This is a genomic window from Bartonella sp. EBT8 (assembly GCF_055796165.1).
In genome coordinates this window covers 1-21,821 of record NZ_JBTTDJ010000018.1, presented here as the reverse complement: position 1 = coordinate 21,821, position 21,821 = coordinate 1, and the positions used below count along the sequence as shown (strand labels likewise).

At 34.5% G+C, this 21,821-nt stretch carries 19 protein-coding genes, 1 tRNA gene and 11 pseudogenes; 16 read left to right on the top strand and 15 right to left on the bottom strand.

The window, feature by feature from the left end:
- Positions 1-249 (bottom strand): annotated as a pseudogene (locus tag AC0QT4_RS08165) (glycoside hydrolase family protein); the annotation flags it as partial.
- Between the two features lie 484 nt (positions 250-733).
- Between AC0QT4_RS08165 and AC0QT4_RS08160 the strand changes: the two are divergent.
- The 5 genes and pseudogenes from AC0QT4_RS08160 to AC0QT4_RS08140 all read left to right on the top strand — a co-directional run bounded on the left by AC0QT4_RS08160 (position 734) and on the right by AC0QT4_RS08140 (position 4,157).
- Positions 734-1,229, top strand: a pseudogene (locus AC0QT4_RS08160) (hypothetical protein).
- A gap of 433 nt (positions 1,230-1,662) precedes the next feature.
- Positions 1,663-2,214 (top strand): hypothetical protein, encoded by a 552-nt coding sequence (locus tag AC0QT4_RS08155; protein ID WP_473201197.1) that lies wholly within the window; start codon positions 1,663-1,665, stop codon positions 2,212-2,214.
- Positions 2,160-2,522 (top strand): hypothetical protein, encoded by a 363-nt coding sequence (locus AC0QT4_RS08150; protein WP_473201196.1) that lies wholly within the window; start codon positions 2,160-2,162, stop codon positions 2,520-2,522. Before AC0QT4_RS08155 ends, AC0QT4_RS08150 begins: the two co-directional genes overlap by 55 nt.
- A 109-nt stretch (positions 2,523-2,631) precedes the next feature.
- Positions 2,632-3,075 carry a hypothetical protein gene (locus AC0QT4_RS08145; RefSeq protein WP_473201195.1) on the top strand — a complete coding sequence of 148 codons (444 nt, stop codon included), beginning with the start codon at positions 2,632-2,634 and terminating at the stop codon, positions 3,073-3,075.
- A gap of 542 nt (positions 3,076-3,617) precedes the next feature.
- Complete coding sequence (locus tag AC0QT4_RS08140) at positions 3,618-4,157, top strand: hypothetical protein (RefSeq protein ID WP_473201194.1); 540 nt, start codon at positions 3,618-3,620, stop codon at positions 4,155-4,157.
- Here the strand turns inward: AC0QT4_RS08140 and AC0QT4_RS08135 are convergent.
- A complete protein-coding gene (locus AC0QT4_RS08135; protein WP_473201193.1) occupies positions 4,141-5,001 on the bottom strand; it encodes a hypothetical protein in 861 nt (286 codons plus the stop codon). The two genes, AC0QT4_RS08140 and AC0QT4_RS08135, sit on opposite strands and share 17 nt — an antisense overlap.
- 262 nt (positions 5,002-5,263) lie before the next feature.
- Positions 5,264-5,681, bottom strand: a pseudogene (locus tag AC0QT4_RS08130) (type II toxin-antitoxin system HicB family antitoxin); the annotation flags it as partial.
- 427 nt (positions 5,682-6,108) lie between these two features.
- Between AC0QT4_RS08130 and AC0QT4_RS08125 the strand changes: the two are divergent.
- Positions 6,109-6,225: pseudogene (locus AC0QT4_RS08125) on the top strand (single-stranded DNA-binding protein); the annotation flags it as partial.
- A gap of 537 nt (positions 6,226-6,762) precedes the next feature.
- Here the strand turns inward: AC0QT4_RS08125 and AC0QT4_RS08120 are convergent.
- The 6 genes and pseudogenes from AC0QT4_RS08120 to AC0QT4_RS08095 all read right to left on the bottom strand — a co-directional run bounded on the left by AC0QT4_RS08120 (position 6,763) and on the right by AC0QT4_RS08095 (position 10,796).
- Positions 6,763-7,381, bottom strand: a pseudogene (locus AC0QT4_RS08120) (hypothetical protein).
- A 1,117-nt stretch (positions 7,382-8,498) separates the two neighbouring features.
- Positions 8,499-8,872 (bottom strand): annotated as a pseudogene (locus tag AC0QT4_RS08115) (hypothetical protein); the annotation flags it as partial.
- Complete coding sequence (locus tag AC0QT4_RS08110; RefSeq protein ID WP_473201192.1) at positions 8,869-9,078, bottom strand: hypothetical protein; 210 nt, start codon at positions 9,076-9,078, stop codon at positions 8,869-8,871. The pseudogene AC0QT4_RS08115 and the gene AC0QT4_RS08110, both read right to left, overlap by 4 nt.
- A pseudogene (locus tag AC0QT4_RS08105) lies at positions 9,075-9,329 on the bottom strand (toprim domain-containing protein); the annotation flags it as partial. The gene AC0QT4_RS08110 and the pseudogene AC0QT4_RS08105, both read right to left, overlap by 4 nt.
- Positions 9,326-9,409, bottom strand: a pseudogene (locus AC0QT4_RS08100) (helix-turn-helix transcriptional regulator); the annotation flags it as partial. The pseudogenes AC0QT4_RS08100 and AC0QT4_RS08105, both read right to left, overlap by 4 nt.
- A gap of 220 nt (positions 9,410-9,629) precedes the next feature.
- Positions 9,630-10,796 (bottom strand): annotated as a pseudogene (locus tag AC0QT4_RS08095) (tyrosine-type recombinase/integrase).
- Positions 10,797-11,193: 397 nt separating this feature from the next.
- On the opposite strand from AC0QT4_RS08095, the gene AC0QT4_RS08090 reads away from it, so the two are divergent.
- Positions 11,194-11,358: a hypothetical protein gene (locus tag AC0QT4_RS08090; RefSeq protein WP_473201191.1), complete on the top strand. Its 165-nt coding sequence runs from the start codon at positions 11,194-11,196 to the stop codon at positions 11,356-11,358.
- 1,120 nt (positions 11,359-12,478) lie between these two features.
- Here the strand turns inward: AC0QT4_RS08090 and AC0QT4_RS08085 are convergent.
- The 4 genes from AC0QT4_RS08085 to AC0QT4_RS08070 are packed head-to-tail and all read right to left on the bottom strand — an operon-like array spanning position 12,479 to position 15,847.
- Positions 12,479-13,048 (bottom strand): biotin transporter BioY, encoded by a 570-nt coding sequence (locus tag AC0QT4_RS08085; protein WP_473201190.1) that lies wholly within the window; start codon positions 13,046-13,048, stop codon positions 12,479-12,481.
- Positions 13,045-13,701: an energy-coupling factor transporter transmembrane component T family protein gene (locus tag AC0QT4_RS08080; protein WP_473201189.1), complete on the bottom strand. Its 657-nt coding sequence runs from the start codon at positions 13,699-13,701 to the stop codon at positions 13,045-13,047. Before AC0QT4_RS08080 ends, AC0QT4_RS08085 begins: the two co-directional genes overlap by 4 nt.
- Complete coding sequence (locus AC0QT4_RS08075) at positions 13,698-14,372, bottom strand: energy-coupling factor ABC transporter ATP-binding protein (RefSeq protein ID WP_473201188.1); 675 nt, start codon at positions 14,370-14,372, stop codon at positions 13,698-13,700. Before AC0QT4_RS08075 ends, AC0QT4_RS08080 begins: the two co-directional genes overlap by 4 nt.
- A gap of 44 nt (positions 14,373-14,416) precedes the next feature.
- The gene (locus AC0QT4_RS08070; protein ID WP_473201187.1) at positions 14,417-15,847 is read right to left on the bottom strand and encodes an amino acid permease; all 1,431 of its coding nucleotides are present in this window, start codon (positions 15,845-15,847) and stop codon (positions 14,417-14,419) included.
- A 169-nt stretch (positions 15,848-16,016) separates the two neighbouring features.
- Here AC0QT4_RS08070 and AC0QT4_RS08065 point away from each other — a divergent pair, with 169 nt between their 5' ends.
- On the top strand, positions 16,017-16,349 hold the full coding sequence (locus AC0QT4_RS08065) for a hypothetical protein (protein WP_473201186.1): 333 nt from the start codon (positions 16,017-16,019) through the stop codon (positions 16,347-16,349).
- Between the two features lie 276 nt (positions 16,350-16,625).
- Here AC0QT4_RS08065 and AC0QT4_RS08060 read toward each other — a convergent pair whose 3' ends face one another.
- Complete coding sequence (locus AC0QT4_RS08060; protein WP_473201185.1) at positions 16,626-16,832, bottom strand: SlyX family protein; 207 nt, start codon at positions 16,830-16,832, stop codon at positions 16,626-16,628.
- Positions 16,833-17,304: 472 nt separating this feature from the next.
- On the opposite strand from AC0QT4_RS08060, the gene AC0QT4_RS08055 reads away from it, so the two are divergent.
- Positions 17,305-17,377: transfer RNA gene (locus AC0QT4_RS08055), tRNA-Thr, on the top strand.
- A gap of 81 nt (positions 17,378-17,458) precedes the next feature.
- On the opposite strand, the gene AC0QT4_RS08050 is transcribed toward AC0QT4_RS08055, so the two are convergent.
- Complete coding sequence (locus tag AC0QT4_RS08050) at positions 17,459-17,797, bottom strand: hypothetical protein (RefSeq protein ID WP_473201184.1); 339 nt, start codon at positions 17,795-17,797, stop codon at positions 17,459-17,461.
- 129 nt (positions 17,798-17,926) lie between these two features.
- Between AC0QT4_RS08050 and AC0QT4_RS08045 the strand changes: the two genes are divergently transcribed.
- From AC0QT4_RS08045 to AC0QT4_RS08015, 7 genes and pseudogenes are all read left to right on the top strand, one after another.
- Entirely contained in the window at positions 17,927-18,403 is a 477-nt protein-coding gene (locus AC0QT4_RS08045; protein ID WP_473201183.1) for a crossover junction endodeoxyribonuclease RuvC, read from the top strand.
- Positions 18,404-18,513: 110 nt separating this feature from the next.
- Complete coding sequence (locus AC0QT4_RS08040; protein ID WP_473201182.1) at positions 18,514-18,720, top strand: hypothetical protein; 207 nt, start codon at positions 18,514-18,516, stop codon at positions 18,718-18,720.
- Positions 18,710-19,745: pseudogene (locus AC0QT4_RS08035) on the top strand (DUF1376 domain-containing protein). The gene AC0QT4_RS08040 and the pseudogene AC0QT4_RS08035 overlap by 11 nt, the downstream one beginning before the upstream one ends.
- A gap of 4 nt (positions 19,746-19,749) precedes the next feature.
- Positions 19,750-19,983: a hypothetical protein gene (locus AC0QT4_RS08030; RefSeq protein ID WP_473201181.1), complete on the top strand. Its 234-nt coding sequence runs from the start codon at positions 19,750-19,752 to the stop codon at positions 19,981-19,983.
- Positions 19,949-20,170: a hypothetical protein gene (locus tag AC0QT4_RS08025; RefSeq protein ID WP_473201180.1), complete on the top strand. Its 222-nt coding sequence runs from the start codon at positions 19,949-19,951 to the stop codon at positions 20,168-20,170. Before AC0QT4_RS08030 ends, AC0QT4_RS08025 begins: the two co-directional genes overlap by 35 nt.
- 164 nt (positions 20,171-20,334) lie before the next feature.
- Positions 20,335-20,673, top strand: coding sequence for a hypothetical protein (locus AC0QT4_RS08020; protein ID WP_473201179.1), 339 nt, complete (start codon positions 20,335-20,337; stop codon positions 20,671-20,673).
- 286 nt (positions 20,674-20,959) lie between these two features.
- Positions 20,960-21,061 (top strand): annotated as a pseudogene (locus AC0QT4_RS08015) (phage antirepressor Ant); the annotation flags it as partial.
- Positions 21,062-21,821: the final 760 nt, after the last annotated feature.

Below are 21,821 nucleotides of genomic sequence, written 5' to 3'. Positions count from 1 at the left end.
GCCTCCAAGACCAGAACAAGACCCTATAATCGGTGCCAAGGCTTCTATTTTAAGCATTCCCGTTGCCTCTTTGGTTTCAACCCTTTGATAGTTCGAAGAAACATAAGATCCGCGAGCCCATAACCCTGCTTCAGTGGCTCTCCGGTTGGCTAACCCTTTGACAACTTTGCCCCCTGCCTTAGTCCATTTTTGCAATTCAAAGGGAACAGATGCATAATCACCCTCATTAAGCTCTCTTAACAAAGTGGAAGGGACTTTTTTCCCGATACGCGTATATTCCTTACCATTATATTTTTTCTCGTAAGATTTTCATTCTTGTGGGAAGAATACTGCCTTCAATTTCAAATATGGCCCTAAATCTCGTGCTTTTTTATTTTCTAATAAGATAGCTGTTTGGGTTTCCGATGCTATATTATCGTTAGAGAATTATAAGTTGTTTTTTTTAGCTTCATTGTTGCACAAAAAGTGCCCCCATTCCAGTAACCATCGTAACAATGATAGGAGAAATTGTAAGATTATTACTTATCCCATACAGCAAAAATGCAGTACTATCATTTATCCGGTGCAATCAGAATGTAGCGTTACCAATTATCCATTCCTGCATCATAACTCCTCCCACTTTTTATAATCGTTGGAAGGCTACTTTTTCAAAAGCATTTTTGCAAGAGAACTGATCACTACACGCTCTGTCATAGCACCCATATAAATACACAACAGTTTTCGAGGAGAGAATATAATCACTAACACACAAACCATTCTTTGCCTGATCTAGACACAAAAACGGGCTGGGCAATACGTCGTACCGATGCTCATATATTTAGTGGAACGGTTAATTTTCAAGCACGCCGTTTTGAAGGCGATTGGATGCGTCATTTAAACTTGGTAAAATGGCTTACAGAAATGAAGGCAACAGCCGATAGTCGTATTTTTGAAGAGTACGTCGGCATATTGGTACAGATGCTTCCCATGTTTATGACTGCTCGTTAAGGATCTTAACAGCATGGTGTAAACTTCACAAAATTCCTTACAAAGGCATCCCTGTTGGCACAATTAAGAAGGCAATTACAGGAAATACCTCAAAAGAAAAGATGATACAGGTAATATGTTCCAAAGGACACAAACCTAAGGATGATAATGAAGCAGATGCTTTAGCAATTTTATATTTAATGAAAGAGAGGGTATACATGTCTAGTAAATTATCGTGGACGAGGCTGTTTGCAGATAAGTGAATTCTTGGTCTTGCTTGTTTATCTCCTATTGAATGCAATGTGTATATAAAATTACGTTTGCAAACGCTTTATACTGAAGAGCTCCTTTTTAATAACCTCAAGGTTTTGGCTAATTATACTAGCTGTTCAGTAAAAATGTTTATGAAAACATTAGATAGCTTAATAAACAAAGGTAATATCAGGTGTTCAGAAGATGGCCGTTCGTGGAGTTCAGGTGTTGAAGAAGAACTCAATAATTGCAATGAACATTTAGAGAAGGTATCAAAAACATCTCGGTCAAGATGCTTGTTATCATGCTAAAGACCCTGAAAATGCTGAAAGCTATGCTAAAACTGTTAAGCGTGATGCTAACAATATGCTTAATGATACCTATATACATAGCATAAATAATAACACTAACATTAACAGTTATAATAAAAAAACTAACACTATCGTGTTAGCAAATCCAATCGAAATGGGTGCAGACAATCAACCTCCTGTTCACGAGCAAGAAAACGTTCCTAAAAAAGCAAAACGGGCAAGAACTGATCGCGGCTGTCGATTACCGGACAATTTCGAACCTAATGTGCAATACGCAATTGATCAGGGATTAACGCATGATGAGACGTTATTAGAATTCGAAAAATTTAGAAATTTTTGGTTAGCAAAATCAGGTAAGGATGCAACCAAAAAGGATTGGCAAACAACATGGCGCAATTGGGTGCGAAGAGCTATCGATGATTTAACGAAAGGAAAAAACTATGGAAAAGCGATCATTGAGAACACAGGACAACAACGCAGCCGCACTTATCGAATTACACAACACATATCCGATGTTAAAAATTCAGACAGTCCGTACAAATTTCTATTCGAGGATGATGCAAACTCCTCCATTCCATTGGCTAGCGGACAAAAAAACCATCACCTGCAGAAGCGGAGAGAATTATCTCGTTGGGTAATGAAGTTTTGCAAAAGCTTGATGAAAAAGCTTCTGAGGAAGAAATAAAAGCTATGTTTCTCATGCTTTCTGGTTGGCTTAAAAGCCAACTTAGAGAAAATGAAAAAGCCACAGCGGTTGCTTATCTTTTTTCTCTTGGTGGTTTAAGCCGTTGGGCAATCAAAACCGCCACAAGAAATGTGATGAAAGGAGAAGCAGAAGGTTTGTCGACAACGTTTATGCCTGCTTCTCCAGATCTCCTACTTTATTACAAAAAGCTTGAAGACAATATTCGATCTACAGTTGAAAGGATATTCAAAGAACTCGATAGACCAGAGATGAAACCGAAAGAAGAGCCTGTTTCTGCTGAAAAATAGGACGAGCTGGTACAAATGCTTAAAAAAAACCAAGATTGATTTAAGTGCTTTCGAAAATCAATCTGACTAAACCGCTTGAGTGATTTTTTTTACACGAATGAGAGAAAAAATGGCACAATACTTTTTTGATGAAAATTTAGAACTTAAAAACTTTTTAGCTCAGATTTCAGAACGCATCAAACAAGGTCACGCAGAGATTACGGCTGAAGAGGAACAGCAAGCACTAAAAGTTTGTCAAAAGCTGAAAGAAACAATTGCTATGGAAGCCTCTTCCGATGCTATTTGTAAGACTTTTGATCTGCTTGAAGGCGGCTTAATAATGCGACAAATAGCGGATGCAGAAGTTTGTACTCGCGCTTACACTATAGCACTTTTTGGTATTTCACAATGGGCTTTATGCCGAGCTGTTAATCAGATTTTGCGTGGTGAAGTCAAGGGTAAGTCAACAACGTTTGTACCAACATCTGCTGATCTTGCAGCATATTGTCGAGGTTTAGAAAAAGATCTTTGTTCAGATGTTGAGTTTGTGTTTACAGCTCTTAAAGAAAAATAGCAACGAGGTTATCATTTTTTGCTTAGATATAGGTTTTAAAGAATGATCAAAAGGTTTTTTTAATGTATAATGCATTTTTAGAAAAGAAAATAACTGTAGAGTATCAAATTTATAAAACAAATAAATCCATTAATACAAATTAAATATTTTATGATACATGAACTGAAAAATATTTGTTTTAAAAAACATGAATAATCAGAATTAATCCGAAAAATATTGCGACAGTTATTAGCTCCTTTCATGTATTTTTAAAATAGCAGAGCGTTTCTTTTAATTTTTATAAAAGGGTTGCCCATGCTATGTTTTTTTGAAAGATGTATTTTAGTATCAAAATGCAAGCAATGGTATAAGCTTATGGAGCTCAGTGTTTAAAGCTATCATTAACTATAGACGATGTTAACTAAAACATTAAAAGCAACTGGATGCAATAGAAGACATTGCTATAAAAAAACAAATGCTGAAAAGACTAAAAGGTAGTTTGTGTTTTTATATCGAAAATAATTTAAGAAATTGAGATCATAATTTTTCCAGGGGAAATGAATATGTTTACAGATAAGCAGCTAAGGGCCTTGTTTGGCGTTATAATTTTTATATTTTTATGTTTTTTAGGAATTAAAAAAAATCTTGACTTTATTCAGGGTATTTTGACTTTCACATCTGTTTCTTTGGTAATAGTAACAACTGTTTTTGCAATTTTATGCAATTCTAATATCCCTTCTGAGTTGCAGAACAACCCAAAATATAAATACGGTGATACAACCGCTTGGAAGAGATTAACAGGTGATTTACAACAGTATATGCACAAACTCTTAAAGCTCATAATTTTAGCGCTTGTAGTCTTAATTATTCCAAGTAGTTATAAAGAAACGGTTTCTTTGCCTGTCATTTCCAAGTACGTGGAACATAAGTTTTCTTTTTCATTGGATATCGTACTTTGGTATTTAGATATTGCTCTTTGGTCTTTAAATATTGTACTTTGGTACTTTTTTTTAGTCTGTGTATTATTTCTTATGTTTCGTACACGCAGTTTAATAAATATATCTATTTACGCACTACAGTCTTCCATTAAGAATCCAGAGTAAATTTTTCGATTTCGCACTTTAATTCTTCTTTTACAGAGTTTTCATTATACATACCATTATCATTCTTTTCTAATTTAATAGAAAGTTTATGTTGAAAACTTTCAGTATTAAATATTACATCAAAATTGTTATATGTATCTCCAACAAAATTTATTCCTTTCAATACAGGATTTATTTCACCTTTTTTAAAAAATCCCAAAACAGAATTTTTTAAATTATTTTCTTCTTTTAATTTGATATCTAAACTGAATTCTATTTCAGAAAAATCATCCGTGGGAAATTCACCAAGAGTATTTTTAGCCATCTCTATAAGATCTTTCTCTGATGGTATTCCAAAAAGATCTGATTGTTTTGGTTGTTTATATTTCAGTTTTATTTCTTTAATTAAACGCAACCTTTTTTCAAGCTCTTTCTTATCAACAATACCAGGTGAGATATCAATCCTTTTCTGGGGAAAAGATTTTTTGTAACATGACTGCAAGAATTTATTTAACTTTTTATTTGAAGAAAAAAGAGTGGCCTCTGTAGGAATCAAAATTCCAAAATATTGCCGATTTTGCTCAACTAATTTTTCAGAACGTGGATTAGGAATAGTCTGAAAGTTGTTTTCGGAATCAACCACTTCAGGATTGTAAGGACTTCCTTCTCCCATTAAAACATAAATCCAATAGCAAGTATTCGAATTCACAGAAAACTTTTCGATTGTTAAGAAGATAACATATTGATCATCAACTTTAAGTTTGTAGGTTTTTTCTTTTAGAAAAAAATCATTATGACTTATATTAATCGACTTTGGATCTGTATCTATTTTATATTTATAAGAAAGAAAATTAATGGTATTCATAAAGTTAACACAATTATAATGTTTATAGCCTTACTCAGGTGGTAGCTGTTGCCCAAGTTATCTCAATTACTATGGGAGTTAGGTTTTATATCTTAATATCTTGCACCATTCAGAATCATTTAGTAGAAAATGGAAGGTATAGGCTTTTAATTGCGAAAGCAATACGAGTTTTAGAGAACTCTTACAGTGAATACTGCTTAGATTTTAAATACAACCCCCTCTTCTCCACTTTCAGAGTGGGGAGGATGATCTTAAGCTGTGTCTTGATTATAATCACAACCTGCTTACCTAGCACAGCTAGTGCTTGTTCTAATGTGTGACGTTTAGTTGGATGGTTTAGATCAAGAATGCGACACGCTTCAGTTTCTTTCTTGCCAAGACGATTAGCTAATTCTGTTTTTGCGATATTAGCATTATTAAAAACTTCTACTACTGCTAATTTGAGAGCATTCCATGTGTCTACTGTCACCATTACAAGACCTTTATATTGCTGTGGTATAGGTAAAGGTAAACCACGCATAAGATAAGCTACGTAACGCTAGTCCCAACGCTTCAACAGCATTTTCTAATGCCTCTGCTCGATTTTCTCCAGCTGTTATTGCTTCAGGTACATCTGGAAAAGTCACAACAAAACCACCATCTGAATCGGTTTCCAACTTTGCTTGATAGGTGTATTTCATATGTGAGTCTCCTTATCACTACTGAGATGAGCTTGAAACGAAAAGTAATGAAAGCATTTGAATCGAGGCTTCATACCCCCAACTGTTTTTTATTATTTTCACGTAAAATGGCGTCAATTCATCAGATTTTACAACTGTTGTTTTATCTCTAAAAATTACTCAATAATGGGATCCTTTTTCTGCATCAGGAACTTCACTGTAATGAACGCCTCTTTTTCTAGCTTCTTTACGTAATTCTCTAAGCAGTGCCTCTCTTTTTATTTAATCACCTCCTCAATTCATAAAATGACTATCGCACATAAAAGTTTGATACAATATCTTTTATTTAGAGAATATGTTTTGAAAAATGATGTGATGTACTATTATGAAGTCTCATGTATTAAATTCAATAAATTGCTTCATTTCTTCCCCCAAAAGGATACAGAATGTGCCTAACAAAGTGACATTAATTAGGCGTTCGGGTGCCAATCCCGAAAGCAAAACAATAAATAATGGTGCTAAGGTGATCAATTTTCGTATGGCTACTTCTGAAAGTTATACTGATTAGGGATCCCCATAATGAATAAAAATACAATAAAATCAGTATATTAAGTGTATTTATTTTATTTGAATCCACCTATGAATCCACACTTTTATGCACGATTCAATTGACCATTTTTTACAAACAATAGCCATCTATAAACAGAGCATAAAAAGCAAATCATGATGCCAATATTATAACACATGAGAGCATTCAAATAAAATGCAAAGCAGTTATCATTCATAACAGCTCATAAATTTTACAAGACGTTTTTATCATAATAAATCGCATTGTTAAAACGCAATTGAATATGAGAGCTTGTTTAAATGCAAATATTTGAAACGTTCTTTAAGAGGTTAATCCAAATTTAGATTGAGTAATTTTAGTCACCTCAAAAATGAGGGTATTCAAATGTAATGATCTAAAAGAACGCTTTCATAATCATTCCTTATATTATTTTGGATAAGTTTTTATAAAACGAATAGAAAGCTTGCAATATAATATGTTTTGTATATAGTTAGTTGCTATCAATTTCTTTTATAGTAGTTCCTTAATATCTATTCATAAAGCCGCGTCATAAATTGGCACGGCTTTCTTTTTTACACTCTTGTCTCTTAAGATGGCATTAAGAATATCACTTTTAGAAACCTCCTTATTTTTTGGAACTACCCTAATCTTACTTTGTCGATTGAGTTTTGCACGCCCACAAACTCGACCAAAAACTTCTATCGTATAAGAAACCTGAGCCTTTTCATAAACAGAGCCATAGATTTTTGCATTACCAAACACATGAGCATTTTGAAAAACCCATGCTTTATTGGAAATATGAGCATTGTCATAAACATGGGCATTGCCATACACATAGCCACCGATAGCAGCATGATCGTAAACTTTTGCGTTTTCAAAAACACGACCAGGCTTTAAAACATAGGCATTATCATAAACCCAGCAATTGCCATCATGAGAGAGGTTATCTTCCTTTTCGATATACCCCCCCTAGATCGCCTTTTTTAACATCACCAAAATCTCTTAAAGCTCTAATACGGTATAAAAAGTGATCATCTATTAATTCACAATCATCAATAAATTCATATTTTTTTACAGGCTCTTGTTTTGCAAGCGATGCATTGTCATTTGTATTGGAAGAGAGAACGAAGGTATTTTTTACTGTAGTATTCATAATTAAAACCTAACTGTTAAATTTTTGAATTGACACCTATAAAGGCGCCGAGCGCTCAAAACACGGCAGTTAGTCCGTTGTTATGCTTTTCTCCATAAAGGAGTATTGTATGACATAACGACACCCGACAGAATCTTCATATACTAACAAGAGTATAAAAGACAGTCAGTTTTTTCTACAATAGAGATTAGGTTTATCGAACCCATTCGCTAACTGTTTAGTGTTTTCATCACTTGATTATTTATATAACAAAATACGTATTTATTGTTAATCATATTTTATTCTTTTTTTGTGTTTTTTATAATTATTTTTTATACCATTATGTATAAATATGCGTCATATGCTTGTTAATATTTTCTGTTTTATTGCCTCTATTTGAATCTATATTACGCAATTGCGTTATTTTTATTTTTTAAATGTCATAATAACTAAAATCGCTCTTATGATGCTTATTTTTAACTTTATAAAGCTTCATTATTTTTATGAAACGCCTTGTGAATATTTTTGTGAATTTCGTTGTTATTTTATAAAGAGACCGCATTCTTATAACCAACACTTTTTATTCAAATCTATTGTTTTGATTCATTCTCTACAGAGAGCACATCGTTTTGATAAAACAAAATGATAAATATGATCATGCGGTTTTGATTTGTTATAAAAACATTTCGAATTCTTATATCCTTATCAAAATACCTTTTAATGGGCTTTTGTCTCTTTTGTCAGTTAATCTACCCTCCCATCCATAAAAAAATTGAGAGAAAAAATAAAAACTTTATATTTCAATAGGTTAGTATTTTTCAAAATTTTGAAACATCACGTATAAAAGTAATGTGAGTAAAATAGACAATTAATGACACGCGTTTTGTCTGTTTTGTCAATTTTTGTCAGTAAATTTAACAAACAATTGTTATGATTAGAGTGCGTGTTTAAATCATGTTTTATGAGAGAACATATAAATCTTTAAAGCCTTTCAAAAGACAGTTTGTAATTATGAGAGATGCTATCAAGGCTTTTATAGCTTATAGTTTTGAGGGTTTTGAAGGTGTCATAACGTAAAGAATAAAAACATCCATTCTTCTCTTTAAAGAGAGGTTTTGAGAGTGTCTTAAGAAGTGCCTCATTGTTGTGTCCTCTGATTTTTCACCAAAGGATGCCATTCATAGCGTATGGTAGGACGATCACCTTTTTGATCCTTGTCTTCAGAGATTTCACGAAGATAGTTGCAACGACATAAAAGCTCTAAAGCTTTTTTTATGGCTTCCTTACCTTTTAAACGCGTCCAATTACGCTGGTGAATATCACGAGCAGAAAGACACTAGGCAAACAATCACAACGCTCTACAATCAAATTTGCACGCTCTGTTGTTAAGCTATCATCCACCGCATAAAGACGTTTTATATGACTTAACAAATAGGTTTCCCAACGCAAGGCTGTTTGAAGAGCTTCTTTATTGATTTCCAAACGACCACCTTCGACAAGTTCAAAAATCAGGGTCTTAACGTTAAAGGCATTTGTTCCGGATCAAAAGGTTCAACCGGTAAAAGCGCTTTGTTTAACGGTTTTAATTCTCCCCAACCCATCTGTTGCAAAGCCTGTTCATAAGGGATGGCTTGTAAACAGGGATGCTCCTTTAAAGAGACAGTGTTATTATCATTTACAGAACTATTTTCATTGTTATCGAGACTATGTTTTGTCATTGTTTTTCTCTTCCATAATTTAATAATAAAACGTTAAAATCGGTGTTTTGCGGGGCTTGCATCATCAAGACATTGAAGCCTTGGCTATAGGCGCGGGTAGCAAGGGCAAAACCTGCTTTACGACCCGCCTCATCGCCATCCATAGCTATGGTGAGCCGAGCTTTATCGATATGGGGTAAGCGCAGCACATGCATCATGCCACTTGTAGAAAGGGATGCCCATAAAGTAACAGGCTCCGATAACAGACCAGATGGCGACGGAATGTTGAAACGCTTATATGCAATAATTGTGCACTTTCACGGTCTGTAAGAAGAACATCATTTTCAGTCATAACTAAATCCTTTCAATCTAAAAAAATATTAACAAATCATAAGCATTTATTAACCATATTTTATTGAGATTGCAAAGTAAGTTTATTCATAAAAAACAGTCATTTATGATGTATTTTCTCATTTGATAATTTATGAGTCTTATTGAGCAAAAATGAGAGAACGAAGAGAGAAAGTTATCCACAGATAATGAAGGAATGATGGGGTACAAAACCCCATCTTTTAAGATTGGCCTATAACATAAGCCGCCCATTTATTCATATAAACACGGCGCTGTTCTAAATAATCAGTACGACGGTAAGCACGCTCTACTTTACCCCCGACCGTATGACTTAGAATGGTTTCTGCTACCTCAAAAGAAGCATCTGTTGTTTCTTCTAGCCAATCACGTAAACTAGACCGAAAGCCATGAGGACAAGCATCAAGTCCAATTCTCTTCATATAATGTGACATGCAATTATCAGCAAGGGGACCCCGACCAGTTGCAGAGAAAAAGAAATCATTGCGAGATAGCAGGCGCGCTTGTTTTAAAATTTCCAATGCTTCTGTTGTTAAAGGCACACGAAACTCTGTTGTAGCATTACGCTTTCCTTTCATATTCTCAGCAGGGATGGTCCATATATCACCATCAACTTGATCTTTATGGCTATGACACAAGGGGTAGGTACGAACGCCTGTAAGAATAAGCAGACGCAAAGCCAGTTGTGTTAGAGTTGGTGTTTCTCAAAGTGTTTGATAAAAAGCCGGTATCTCTTTCCAATCCATTGCTGGTCTATTTTGCGCTTTATGGCGTTGTTTGCCTAAGAGGGCGCGTGCTTTTTCTGTTGCTTGTAGATCAACATCCAATCCCAAGGCAGCAGCATGTTTGAGACACATATTAAGACGAATGAGAGCTCTAAGAGCTGTTCCAGCTTTAGTATGCCAGATGGGAGCGAGTACATTACGTATATCAGTTTGTGTAATTTCTGAAACGGATAGACAGCCTAATTTAGGGAGAATATGAAGGCGTAAAGGTAAAAACCAATTCCCATCTTTACCATCATGTTTGAGTTCAGCTTTACGGCTTTCAAAAGCATCGAGAGCAATATCTTTTAAATAATGGAGATTGCGCATTGCCTCACGCTTTTGTTTTTCACGTTCTTTAATGGGGTCACGACCCTCATTCAAAACAGAACGCCATTGGGTTGCTAATTCACGGGCTTTTTTTTAAGAAACATTTCTTAAAGCACCCAAGCCCATTTCACGACGGTGTCCGTGAATGGTATATCGGTAAATCCATTGAGCACCCCCATCTTTACCCTTATGAAGTAACAAGCCAGCACCATCATTATATTTACCAGCCCCCAATGTTGTGACAGCTCTTGCATTAAGACGATTCATAAGAGGCATTTTTGTTCCTTTCTAAACTGTTTTCTATCCACACGATAACCCCGCTTATGACGTGCAAATAAGTGATTATGATTGATTGAACATAAGCAGATTTGGTATGAGAGAATCCTACAATATTCGGACGTCTAATTCAATATGCAAAACAGTAAATTATCGTTATAAATCAATTGGTTGCATGATAAGTATAGTTACTAAAAAATATGAATTAACAAATAAAATAAAACACTTGAAAGATAAAATGACACAAAGAATGACAACGCTTTATCGCATTCGTGCTTTAAAAAGCTTTTCTGATGCCAAGGCTGGTCAATTAATTAGGCGGCTTTATTGAAAATAAAAGTAACCTCTCTCATGATGGTAACTGCTGGGTTTATAATGAGGCATGGGTTTAATAAATATGCCCGTGTTTATGACAATGCGTATCTTTCTCATAATGGTTGTCTTTTTGAAGATACAAGCAAGGCTTTATGGCAATGCTAGGGTTCTAGGCTCTACCTGTCTTTTTAATTATACGCAAGTTTATGGGCATGCTATTGTTAACAAACGTGCGCAAATAAGATAATAATATGAAGGATCTAAATAAAATAAACTGTCTGGAGTATCCAAAGAGAACAACATGTTGCTAGAAAAGACTTAAAATAGTAGAAAATTTTTTCTACCAGATTTCATTCACTCTAAAAGATTTAATAGATTCAACTCTATAGACTTCTCTTCTAAAGAGGAGAATTATAATCCTTTTCCATAAATAACGCGATGTTGTAAAAACTCGCTCCCATTATTTTGCTAAATCATTTGAATAATTATGAATGTATTGAAAAAGATTGATGACTTGACTATTTAGATTACTTATGCTGATAAGTCATTGCCTAATGGAATAAATAACTAAATCCTCCGTGCATACACTTTATTGTCTGTATGTATAATCTGTAAATTTCGACTTTGATTAGCCCTCAGGCTTTTTTCTCAATAAAACTCCAATGTTCTCTAAAATATATCTCTCATGCTTCTACGGCAGAAACTCAGCTAAAATAATATATCCTCTTACCCTACCAATTGAATATAGAGAATATGGAGGCGTATAAATATCGTCCTAAATCTGCATACAAACGTCCCATTTTTGAACAAAATGATATTATAGTTTTCCAAAATATACCATGCTTTCCCGGATGAGAAGGTATAATAACTTTATTCAAAAAAGGATCAACTTGCTCGTTAGGAAATATATTTTTCGCAGAAAACGTAGGCATAAGCATAAAAAATTCTGCTCTTTGAAAAACTGTATGCTCAGACGCTTTCACGACAGATGAAAAAAATAAGACAATACAACATACAAAAAACAATACCTGATATTCATACTTTTAACCATATATTTATCTTTAATGCTTGCAATGAATTTAACATAATGTCAATTTGTGCATACACTATAAATATAAATAATCATAAAGAAATTTTTAATAATTCATTAAACATAGATATTTAAAAAATTGCTCATATTTATATTTAAAAGATTACTTTATATCTTTTTCCATAAAACTTCCCAATAAAGTTAAAAATAAGCTACATAGTTTATCAACGATGGTTTTGCGCTCTATAATATACATATTGGTATATTATTATGCTTCTTTTTAATATGATTATTTATACAATGCGCTATAATTTTCTTTTATCCTCCTATATTGCCTCTATTTAAAGTGGGAATTATCCTTTTGGGACATAATGAGAGGACTAGCTTTTCTAACTGTCAGTGCAATAAAGGAAGCAATCAACACTTTCAGAAAACCACCAATCAAAAAACCTGATGAACTTATTAAAGCTGTTAGTAAAGGAACCTGAGTAATATAAGCCATCCACGGTATTCCAAAAAGATAAACAACCCCAATCCCACCTACGGTATTTATCAAAAACAATATTATAAAATTTAGTCGATGCCAAAGCAACTCGACCATAAAACCAATAAAAAATGCAGCAACTGCAAAACCAATCAGATAGCCTCCACCAGCTCCCACGAAAGAACCAATTCCCCCACGTCCACCAGCTAATAGAGGTAATCCAATCGCTACCAGGACAAGGAAAAGAAGAGAGGCCAAAAATCCTCTTTTTGCTCCTAGTATAGACCCTGCTAACATTGGTCCCATTGACTGAGCTGTAATAGGAAGCCCGAGAAAAAAAGGAAGGAAAATAGGAGGAAAAAGTCCTAAAATCGCGTAAATGGCTGCAAATAAAGCAATATAAGTTAGATCTTTTGTATTCATTGAATTATCCCCTTACTATGAATAACTTTATCATCATCAGATATTTTATTATCAGATTCAGCATCATAAGAACGTGCTTCTAGTGCTTCAGCAACTTCTGAAGCCATCCTTATTGTTCGTATAATTAATGGCATTGCAAGAGCAGCAATGTTCGTATCAAATCCACGAGCTCGCTGTGCTTCACGCACTTCATTGAACTTTTCACCAACAACCGGAATAAATCTGATTGCCATAGATAACACCATACTAATTTTTGATGGATTGATACCAAAGCGTTGAAATGGTTGGAGCCATATTTCAATTGAATTCACCATATCTGAAACTTTAGTGGTTAAAGACACAAGAGATGCCAAAAAAACAAGAGAAAGTAAACGCAATATAATCTCAAAACCTGTAAACCAGCTTTTGAAAATAACTTGAAACACAAATATAAGAACTAAAAACAAGCCCATTGTTTTAAATTGTTTTAAGACATTGTTAAAAGGAATTTTCGCAGCTTTATAAAGTAAAGCTACAAATAATAAAAAGAGAAAAAGGATGGGTATCGATGATACCATCAGTAGGCCACTTGCACATAGCGCAAGGAATAAGAGCTTACTTCCTGGGCTCATCCTATGAATAAAGGTATCTTGAGAGAAATATAAGCTGATCACGACATTCTTCTTATATATTCTTTGATAGCAACAAAAGGTACATCATCAGCAACTATTTCCCCCTTATCAAAAACTAGTATTCTATCAAAATTTCTGAGAAATTCCAAATCATGTGATACCACGATCGCCGTTTGTGATAATTCTTCTATAACGTGCGTAACACGGCGCTTATTGCGCAAATCAAGTAATGTCGTTGGCTCATCAAAAACAATATAGTCCGGCTTCATCGCCACGATACCCGAAATGGCAATTAATTGTTTTTGACCACCACTTAATAAATGAACCGCGTGATTTCTAAAATTTTGAAGATCATAGCGCTGTAAAATCTCATCGACACGCTTCTTAATTTCATCTTTGCTAAGTTTTAGATTTTTGAGACCAAAAGACAAATCTTCTTCCACTAATGGTAAAACAATTTGATTATCAGGATTTTGAAAAACAAATCCTACTTTACGCTTTACTGCCTTCGCATCGCGCTTTGTATCAAGCCCATCAACGCTTACAAAACCGTGAGATGGTAATTGTAATCCATTGATAAGACGAACAAATGTGCTTTTGCCAGAACCATTTGCGCCAATGATAGCTATTCGTCTTTCGGTAAGCTCTACAGTAATATTCTTTAAAACACACAAATCACCAAAAACTTGTGTTACCTTATCAAATTTTATCATCCCCCAAATTTATTCCAATCAATCCTTATTACCCTTTTCTATCGCTATCGCTTTAGCTTATAACCTAACAGTAAAAACAAGCACCATATAGGAATAATAATAACCGCTAAACTCATATCAGGCATCTGCATAGGAATATATGTTTCAAGAGAGGGTATCTTTATTCCTATCATATCAAAAAGTCGAACCATTAACCCATCTTTTCCAAATCCACTTAAAAACATAATGCAAAATAATAAAGCAAGAAAACAGAGGCAAAGATAATTAGCGTAAGGGTATAAACCAAATGCATAAATAAAGTCTTCTTTTCTGTTTTTATGAGCTTTTCGAAATTTTAAATGCACAATAATAATAATAGCCCAAGTAATAACCGCTGCTGCTGTTGCAAGAGCCATGATTCGCATAAAACTATTATCAGGAATAAGAGCATTAACAACGATAATCATCGCGGTACAAATCGATGAAAAAAGGATAGCAATGTAAGGAACACGAGCTGCATTAAGTTTACTAAAAATATGTGGAGCATTTCTTTGTACAGCTAAACTATAAAGCATACGACCATTGGAATAAATACCACTGTTGTAAACCGAAATAGCAGCCATAATGACTACAAAATTCAAAATATGACCCGCAGCTGGAATTCCTATTGTCTCAAAAATTGTAACAAAAGGACTACCATTTTTCTCGATCATATTCCACGGGCTTATCATCATAATAACGCTAATGGAGCCAATATAAAAAATTATAATTCTCCACATAACTTTACGAATAGCGATGGGTATTGTCTTTCGTGGATTTGAGATCTCTCCAGCAGCAATACCAATTAATTCTGTTCCTCCAAAAGAAAACATCACCACGCATGTAGCTAAAACAACCCCTGTTGCACCATAAGGGAAAAAACCACCATGAGACCAAAGATGGTGAATGCCGACTTGATATCCATCTATTCCAGTGAGAATAAGAAAAATTCCAAAAATAATCATACCAACAACAGCAACCATTTTAATCAAAGCGAAGAAAAATTCAAATTCACCGTAAAAACGAACATTCAACAAATTAATCAATGTTACAAGCAAAAGAACAAAGAAGGATGACTTCCAATGATCAATCAAAATCCAATGATCTAGATAAAATCCAATAACTGTAAGTTCGGTCATACTAACGAGAATATAAAGAAACCAATAATTCCAACCTGTTATGAAACCAGCTAAATTCCCCCAATATTTATAGGCAAAGAAACTAAAAGCGCCTGATGTTGGCTCTTCTACTGACATCTCACCAAGCATTCGCATGATGAAATAGATAATAAGTCCTCCAAAAAGATATGCTAGAATGGTTGAAGGACCAGCTAATTTTATAGACTCTGTTGACCCATAAAAAAGGCCTGTTCCAATAACCCCCCCTAAAGCAATCATTTGAACGTGACGATTTTGCAGATTACGCTTTAATTCATTATGCTTTTCCTCAAACACCATTCTCCATTACCTTTTTTTGAATTCAAAATAAATTTTTATTGAGATAAAATAATCCTAGTTTTTATGCATCTTTTTCAAAAAAATACAAAAAATTATTTCTTGTCACACTGCAACCCCTTGTTTTTGTATGCATTATGTGAATGTTCCGTTAAAATTATAGGAAAAAAATATGCTCCGTTCTTTACTCAAATTAATGGCTTTCATTTTCGTTACACTAGCAATTATACTCTTCGTTATCGATACCGTACACTCTGTGAGTGCATCACATTGGATGACAACCCCTTTAAATAAAATGCTAGCAAACCTTCTGCAAACAGATATCTATCACCTTAACCAGTCTATACATAATACCATACCAGCTTTTCTATCCACAATTTGCATTATTCTTACTTGTTTACCAACATGGTTTATCTTAGGTGTTTTGGCAATAATATTTTGTATCTTGAATCATAAAAAACAAAAACATTTTCATAAAATATTATATACAGAAGAATATATTTGATCTTGTTAATATTTTACTAGAATTTATAATATCGATACAACAAATACACTTCAAAGAATTTGATCCTTTAAGATAGTGGAAAGCTATTTTATTAAGGGAAGCGAGCTTAAAAGCATCTTACTATCAGTACAACTAGCTTAAGATAGATATAAGCAAATACAGAGCACACCATTTTTATCAATTAAGAAATTAGCAACTAAAATTAATCCTCCATTATACCAAAAAATTTGTACAGGAAGCTAGAAGGTTTTAAAATAGCCGATTTTCCTATAATCCCTATTGATGAGAAGATGGTAAAATAATACCATCGCAAACACTCTGTTCTTCTAAATCCGAAAATTTTCTCATTAAAATATTAAGTTTTTTAGATATCTCATTCAAACTTTTCCATTGATCAGTTACCACACAAGAAAGCTCATCAATAAGTTTTTCTTGATAAGCTAGCTTCGTTTCTAATTCTATCAGCCTATTTTCATCCGACATGGCTCTTGCTCCATTCTAAATAGAAAAATGTATTTAATTCATTAAGCCGCTACTTTTATTCTTATTTCTATAAAAATGGGAAGTAATTTTTCTAATAATTCCACCGATCTTATCTTCACCTCATAAAGGTTGAGGTCTTTTATTCCTCTTGCTGCCTACACAATAATTTTTTTCATCCCATAGAAGCAACAGATATTCCTATCTTTATGAGGAAATTTTGACATCATTTCCTACTCCAAAGATGTATTTTTCATACAATTTACTAAGTTTGAGCGTGATCTTAAATTGGAAAGCATTTTATAGAATTGAAATCAAAAAAATACTGTTTCACTCTTACCCTTTGCATTCCCCCTTTCCTCTCTCAATAATGACAACATCTTATAAATTATTGAAAAAAATGTATACTTGCTTTTACGAAAACTTTTGGTTATTACCCTCAAACTGGCTTTTGTCTCATTCAATACAAGTCTACGCCGCATTAGCTCAGTTGGTAGAGCACATCATTCGTAATGATGGGGTCGCTGGTTCGAATCCAGCATGCGGCACCGTTTTATTTGTTTAACATATTGAAATATATAATCTTTTTCTTTTAAAAGCTTATTTCAGACCACCTTTTAGACCACCTTCTACAGTTTATACAACTTTACCTTAACATGGGGAATGCCTTTATATTCCTGTGGGAGGAATATTGCCTTCAATTTCAAATATGGTCCCAAATCCCGTGCTTTTTTATCTTCTAATAGAATAGCGGTCTGGGTTTCTGATGCTATAGTTTGTCGTTGGAAGATTTTAAGTTGTTTTTTTAAGCTTCGTTGTTGCACAAAAAGTATCACCATTCCAGTAACTATCGTAGCAATGACAGGAGCAATCGTAAGATTATTATTTATCCAGTACAGCAAAAATACAGCACTATCATTTATCCAGTGCAATAAGAATACAACCTTATCAACTACCCATTCTTGCATCTTTCCCCTCCCCACTTTTTTAGAATCGTTGGGAGATTACTTTTTCACAAACATTTTTTCAAGACAGCCAATCGCAACGCGCTCTGTCATGGCAAATATATAATACACAACAGCCTTAAGGGGGGGAATATGATCACTAACGCACCAACCATTCTTTGCCTTGATTTAGGTACCAAAACGGGATGGGCGATACGTGGTGCGGATGGTCACATCTTTAGTGGAACCGCGAATTTTGAACACCATCGTTTTGAAGGCGGGGGTATGCGTTATTTAAAATTGGCACAATGGCTTACAGAAATGAAAGCAACAGCCGGTGGCATTGACGCCGTGTATTTTGAAGAGGTGCGCCGTCATGTTGGTAGCGATGCAGCGCATGTTTACGGTGGTTTGTTAGGGATCTTAACAGCTTGGTGTAAACATCATCAGATACCTTACAAGGGCATTCCTGTTGGCACAATTAAGAAGGCAACGACAAGAAAAGGAAATGCCTTAAAAGAAGAGATGATACAAGCGATGTGTGCAAAGGGACACAAGCCTAAGGATGATAATGAAGTGGATGCATTAGCAATTTTATATTTAATGAAAGAAGGGGGTATACATGTCTAGTAAATTACCGTGGACGAGGCTTTTTTCCTACAAATGGCTTATAGTTCTTTTTTGTTTGTCGCCGACCGAGAAATGTATCTATATCATGTTGCGGCTTTTAATGCTCCATAATGGTGAACCTGGTTTCAAATGACTTAAGGGCATTATCTCTTTATACTGGTTACCCAGTAGAAGAGTTTGAAGTAGCTTTGAATTCTTTGATTGAACGTGGTTGCTTCATACATTTAGACGATAGTCGATTGTGGAATTCAGAAGTTGAGAAAGAATTAAAAGAAGCCGCTTTTACTCAAGAACAGGAAGACAACTATGTCCAGTAAATTACCTTGGGTCCGTAATTTTTATCAAGAGTGGATTATGGACTTTGCTGACACTGATGCAGCAGAGAAAGCTACTTATAGTACACTCACTGCTCTTATGTATCGATCTTGTGAACCGATTTATGATGATACTGCTGCTTTAGCACGCATCGTTGGTTGTTCAGTGCAAACGTTTAAAAAATCATTAGAAAAAAATTAATTCTTCAATTGGAAGATGGAAATTTGTGGAGTACACAAGTTGAAGAAGAATTAAAAAATTGTAATGAGAATTTAAATAGGCTTTTTGAAAAAGCTATCAAAGCTGCAAATACTAGAAAAAATAAGCAGAAGGATAACACATCAAAAGAATATGATGCATCTATCATGACATCATCACGACAACACATTAACAATAACATTAACAGTTATAATAAAAAACTAACACTATCGTGTTAGCAAAAAAAGAAAACGATTTTGATTTAGAAAATATCGAAATTGTTGATCAGGCTCTCAAGCCATCAGAGGATGATGATTGCGAAAAGCTAGCAGATGCAATCGCAACGGGTGCAGAGGATCATCCTTCCATTCACGAGCAAGAAAACGTTTCCAAAAAAGCCAAGCGGTCTAGAACTGATCGCGGCTGTCGATTGCCAGACGATTTTGAACCGGATTACGATTTTGCAATTGCAGAGGGCTTGCCTCCAGAGCGTGTGAAAGTCGAAATCGCAAAGTTTCGAGATTACTGGTGTTCAAAAAGTGGAGCCAATGCAACCAAAACCGATTGGCAAGCAATATGGCGCAATTGGGTGCGAAAAGCTATCGATGATTTAACGAAAGGAAAAAACTATGGAAAAGCGATCATTGAAAACACAAGAGAACAACGCAGCCGCTCTTATCGAGTTGCACAATACATGTCCGATATCAAAAATTCAGATAATTCGTTCAAGTTTTTATTCAAAGATGGTAAAGGAACCACCCTTCCTTTGATTAACGGGATAAAAACCATCGAGTGCCGAAGCGGAGAGAATTACCTCACTAGCCAATGATGCGTTGAACGAACTTGAGAACAAAGCAACGGAAGAGGAGATCAAAACCACGTATCTTGTGTTGTCGAATGGCCTCAAAAGCCCATCAGAATGCGATGAAAAGGCAACAGCGCTTGCGTATTTTTACACCCTCGATGGTATAAGCAGCTGGGCATTGCAAACGGCAACAAAGAACGTTTTGAAAGGCAAAGCAGAAGGTTTAAATGCAACTTTCATGCCATCAACAGCCGATTTATAATCGTTACTGTGAAGAGCTTGAAAAGGGTATACGCATAAGTATTGATCAAATATTTAGATACCTTCAAAAGCCTGAGATACAAGACAAGGGGAAAGAGGCGCCTTTAGTGGCTGATGAGCATTTAGAAAAGTTACAAGAAGAGTTCAATGGAATTTTAAAGGGCATCGAGGATAAGATAGCAAAGTGAAGGAATTTTGTATGAGATATTGGAATAGATACGCGTTTAACTCGATAAAATAGACCGTACAAAGCGATTTAAAGATTTTTTGATTTTGACATAAAAAACTAAAAACGCTCTGTAGAGCCAATTTTGAGGCAAATAGACCAAAGGTAAAATTATGGACTAAAAGCATGGGAATTTTTAAAGATTTGTTTTTAACAAAACGTAAACAACCACAAAAAAAGTTTATTGCAACGGCAAGAGGGCACGCGCCATGGGGATTAGGGGTCACTGAGTATTTTTATAATCTTTACGAATATGAGGACAGATCAAAAGAATATGAGCAATTTGAAGGAGGTCAATATCACGAGATACCAAACAATGTGGATTACAGTACCAAGGCGCAAGTGAAAGCATGGCTATATGGTGGTGCTGTGCCTAAAAGTGTTCTCAACCTTGAGCCCCTCATAAATGAAATCAACAAGGAAATTAAAGCCCTTGCACCCCAAAGGGACATGATGAAATGCTAGATTATTTCAGAAACAGCTTGACAATGTTTTCAAAATTGTTAGATTCATTCGTTAGGTGGTCAAAACACTTTGAAATCGTTAGCGGATGAACAACCGAAATTGTTTACCGTTCCTAAGAATTCGACTTAAGTATCACGTCAAAAGTGTGTTTTGTTGTCGGGTGTCGCTATACCATACAATACCTTTTCTAAGGGAAAGTATAATGGCGGACTAACGGTCGTATTTTGAGCACCTGGCGCCCTTTTGGGTGTCTAATCGAAATTTAAAATTTCGTTAGGAAAATATCATGAACAATCTCATAAAAATATCAGAACAGGCCATTGGACAAGAAACAGTTCAAACCGTCAATGCACGTGAGTTGCATAAGTTTTTGGAAGTAACATCCCGCCTTTAATGAAAGCGTATCATGAATAAAAACGCAATAAAATCAGTATATTAAGTGCTTTTATTTTATTTGAATCCACTTAAGAATCCACGCTTTTATGCACGATTCAATTGAACATTTTTTATAAACAATAGCCATCTATAAACAGAGCATAAAAAGCAAATCATGATGCCAATGTTATAACGCATGGGAGCATTCAAATGAAATGCAGTTATCATTCATAACAGCTCATAAATTTTACAAGACGTTTTTATCATAATAAATCGCATTGTTAAAACGCAATTGAATATGAGGGCTTGTTTAAATGCAAATATTTGAAACGTTCTTTAAGAGGTTAATCCAAATTTAGATTGAGTAATTTTAGTCACCTCAAAAATGAGGGCATTGTTATGAATAGGCTTTAAATCATCACAGAGCTAATAGGCTTTTTTTCATTTAAATGTGATGATCTAAAAGAACGCTTTCATAATCATCTTTATATTATTTTGGATAAGTTTTTATAAAGAGACTAGAGAGCTTGCAATATGATACGTTTTGTATATATGTGTTTAATTGTTAGTTTTTATTTTTTTAGTTCCATCTACTCACAAGCCGCGTCTGTAAAATGGCACGGCTTTCTTTTTTGCACTCTTGTCTTTTAAGATGGCATTAAACCATAAAAAGCCCCCCGCGTTTGTTCTTTATTCTTCAGTATCAACAATCTCTATAAGAATATCGCTTTTATTCACTTCCTTATTTTTTGGAACCTCTCTTATTTCACTTT

What these genes read in the sequence shown, in the direction of transcription:
- AC0QT4_RS08145 (WP_473201195.1), top strand. Translation starts at nt 2,632, where the DNA reads ATGGCACAATACTTTTTTGATGAAAATTTAGAACTTAAAAACTTTTTA.
- AC0QT4_RS08135 (WP_473201193.1), bottom strand. Translation starts at nt 5,001, where the DNA reads ATGAATACCATTAATTTTCTTTCTTATAAATATAAAATAGATACAGAT.
- AC0QT4_RS08050 (WP_473201184.1), bottom strand. Translation starts at nt 17,797, where the DNA reads ATGCAAGAATGGGTAGTTGATAAGGTTGTATTCTTATTGCACTGGATA.
- AC0QT4_RS08075 (WP_473201188.1), bottom strand. Translation starts at nt 14,372, where the DNA reads ATGATAAAATTTGATAAGGTAACACAAGTTTTTGGTGATTTGTGTGTT.
- AC0QT4_RS08025 (WP_473201180.1), top strand. Translation starts at nt 19,949, where the DNA reads ATGCAACTTTCATGCCATCAACAGCCGATTTATAATCGTTACTGTGAA.
- AC0QT4_RS08090 (WP_473201191.1), top strand. Translation starts at nt 11,194, where the DNA reads ATGCCCGTGTTTATGACAATGCGTATCTTTCTCATAATGGTTGTCTTT.
- AC0QT4_RS08085 (WP_473201190.1), bottom strand. Translation starts at nt 13,048, where the DNA reads ATGAATACAAAAGATCTAACTTATATTGCTTTATTTGCAGCCATTTAC.
- AC0QT4_RS08070 (WP_473201187.1), bottom strand. Translation starts at nt 15,847, where the DNA reads ATGGTGTTTGAGGAAAAGCATAATGAATTAAAGCGTAATCTGCAAAAT.
- AC0QT4_RS08065 (WP_473201186.1), top strand. Translation starts at nt 16,017, where the DNA reads ATGCTCCGTTCTTTACTCAAATTAATGGCTTTCATTTTCGTTACACTA.
- AC0QT4_RS08040 (WP_473201182.1), top strand. Translation starts at nt 18,514, where the DNA reads ATGGTGAACCTGGTTTCAAATGACTTAAGGGCATTATCTCTTTATACT.
- AC0QT4_RS08020 (WP_473201179.1), top strand. Translation starts at nt 20,335, where the DNA reads ATGGGAATTTTTAAAGATTTGTTTTTAACAAAACGTAAACAACCACAA.
- AC0QT4_RS08045 (WP_473201183.1), top strand. Translation starts at nt 17,927, where the DNA reads ATGATCACTAACGCACCAACCATTCTTTGCCTTGATTTAGGTACCAAA.
- AC0QT4_RS08140 (WP_473201194.1), top strand. Translation starts at nt 3,618, where the DNA reads ATGTTTACAGATAAGCAGCTAAGGGCCTTGTTTGGCGTTATAATTTTT.
- AC0QT4_RS08110 (WP_473201192.1), bottom strand. Translation starts at nt 9,078, where the DNA reads ATGACAAAACATAGTCTCGATAACAATGAAAATAGTTCTGTAAATGAT.
- AC0QT4_RS08060 (WP_473201185.1), bottom strand. Translation starts at nt 16,832, where the DNA reads ATGTCGGATGAAAATAGGCTGATAGAATTAGAAACGAAGCTAGCTTAT.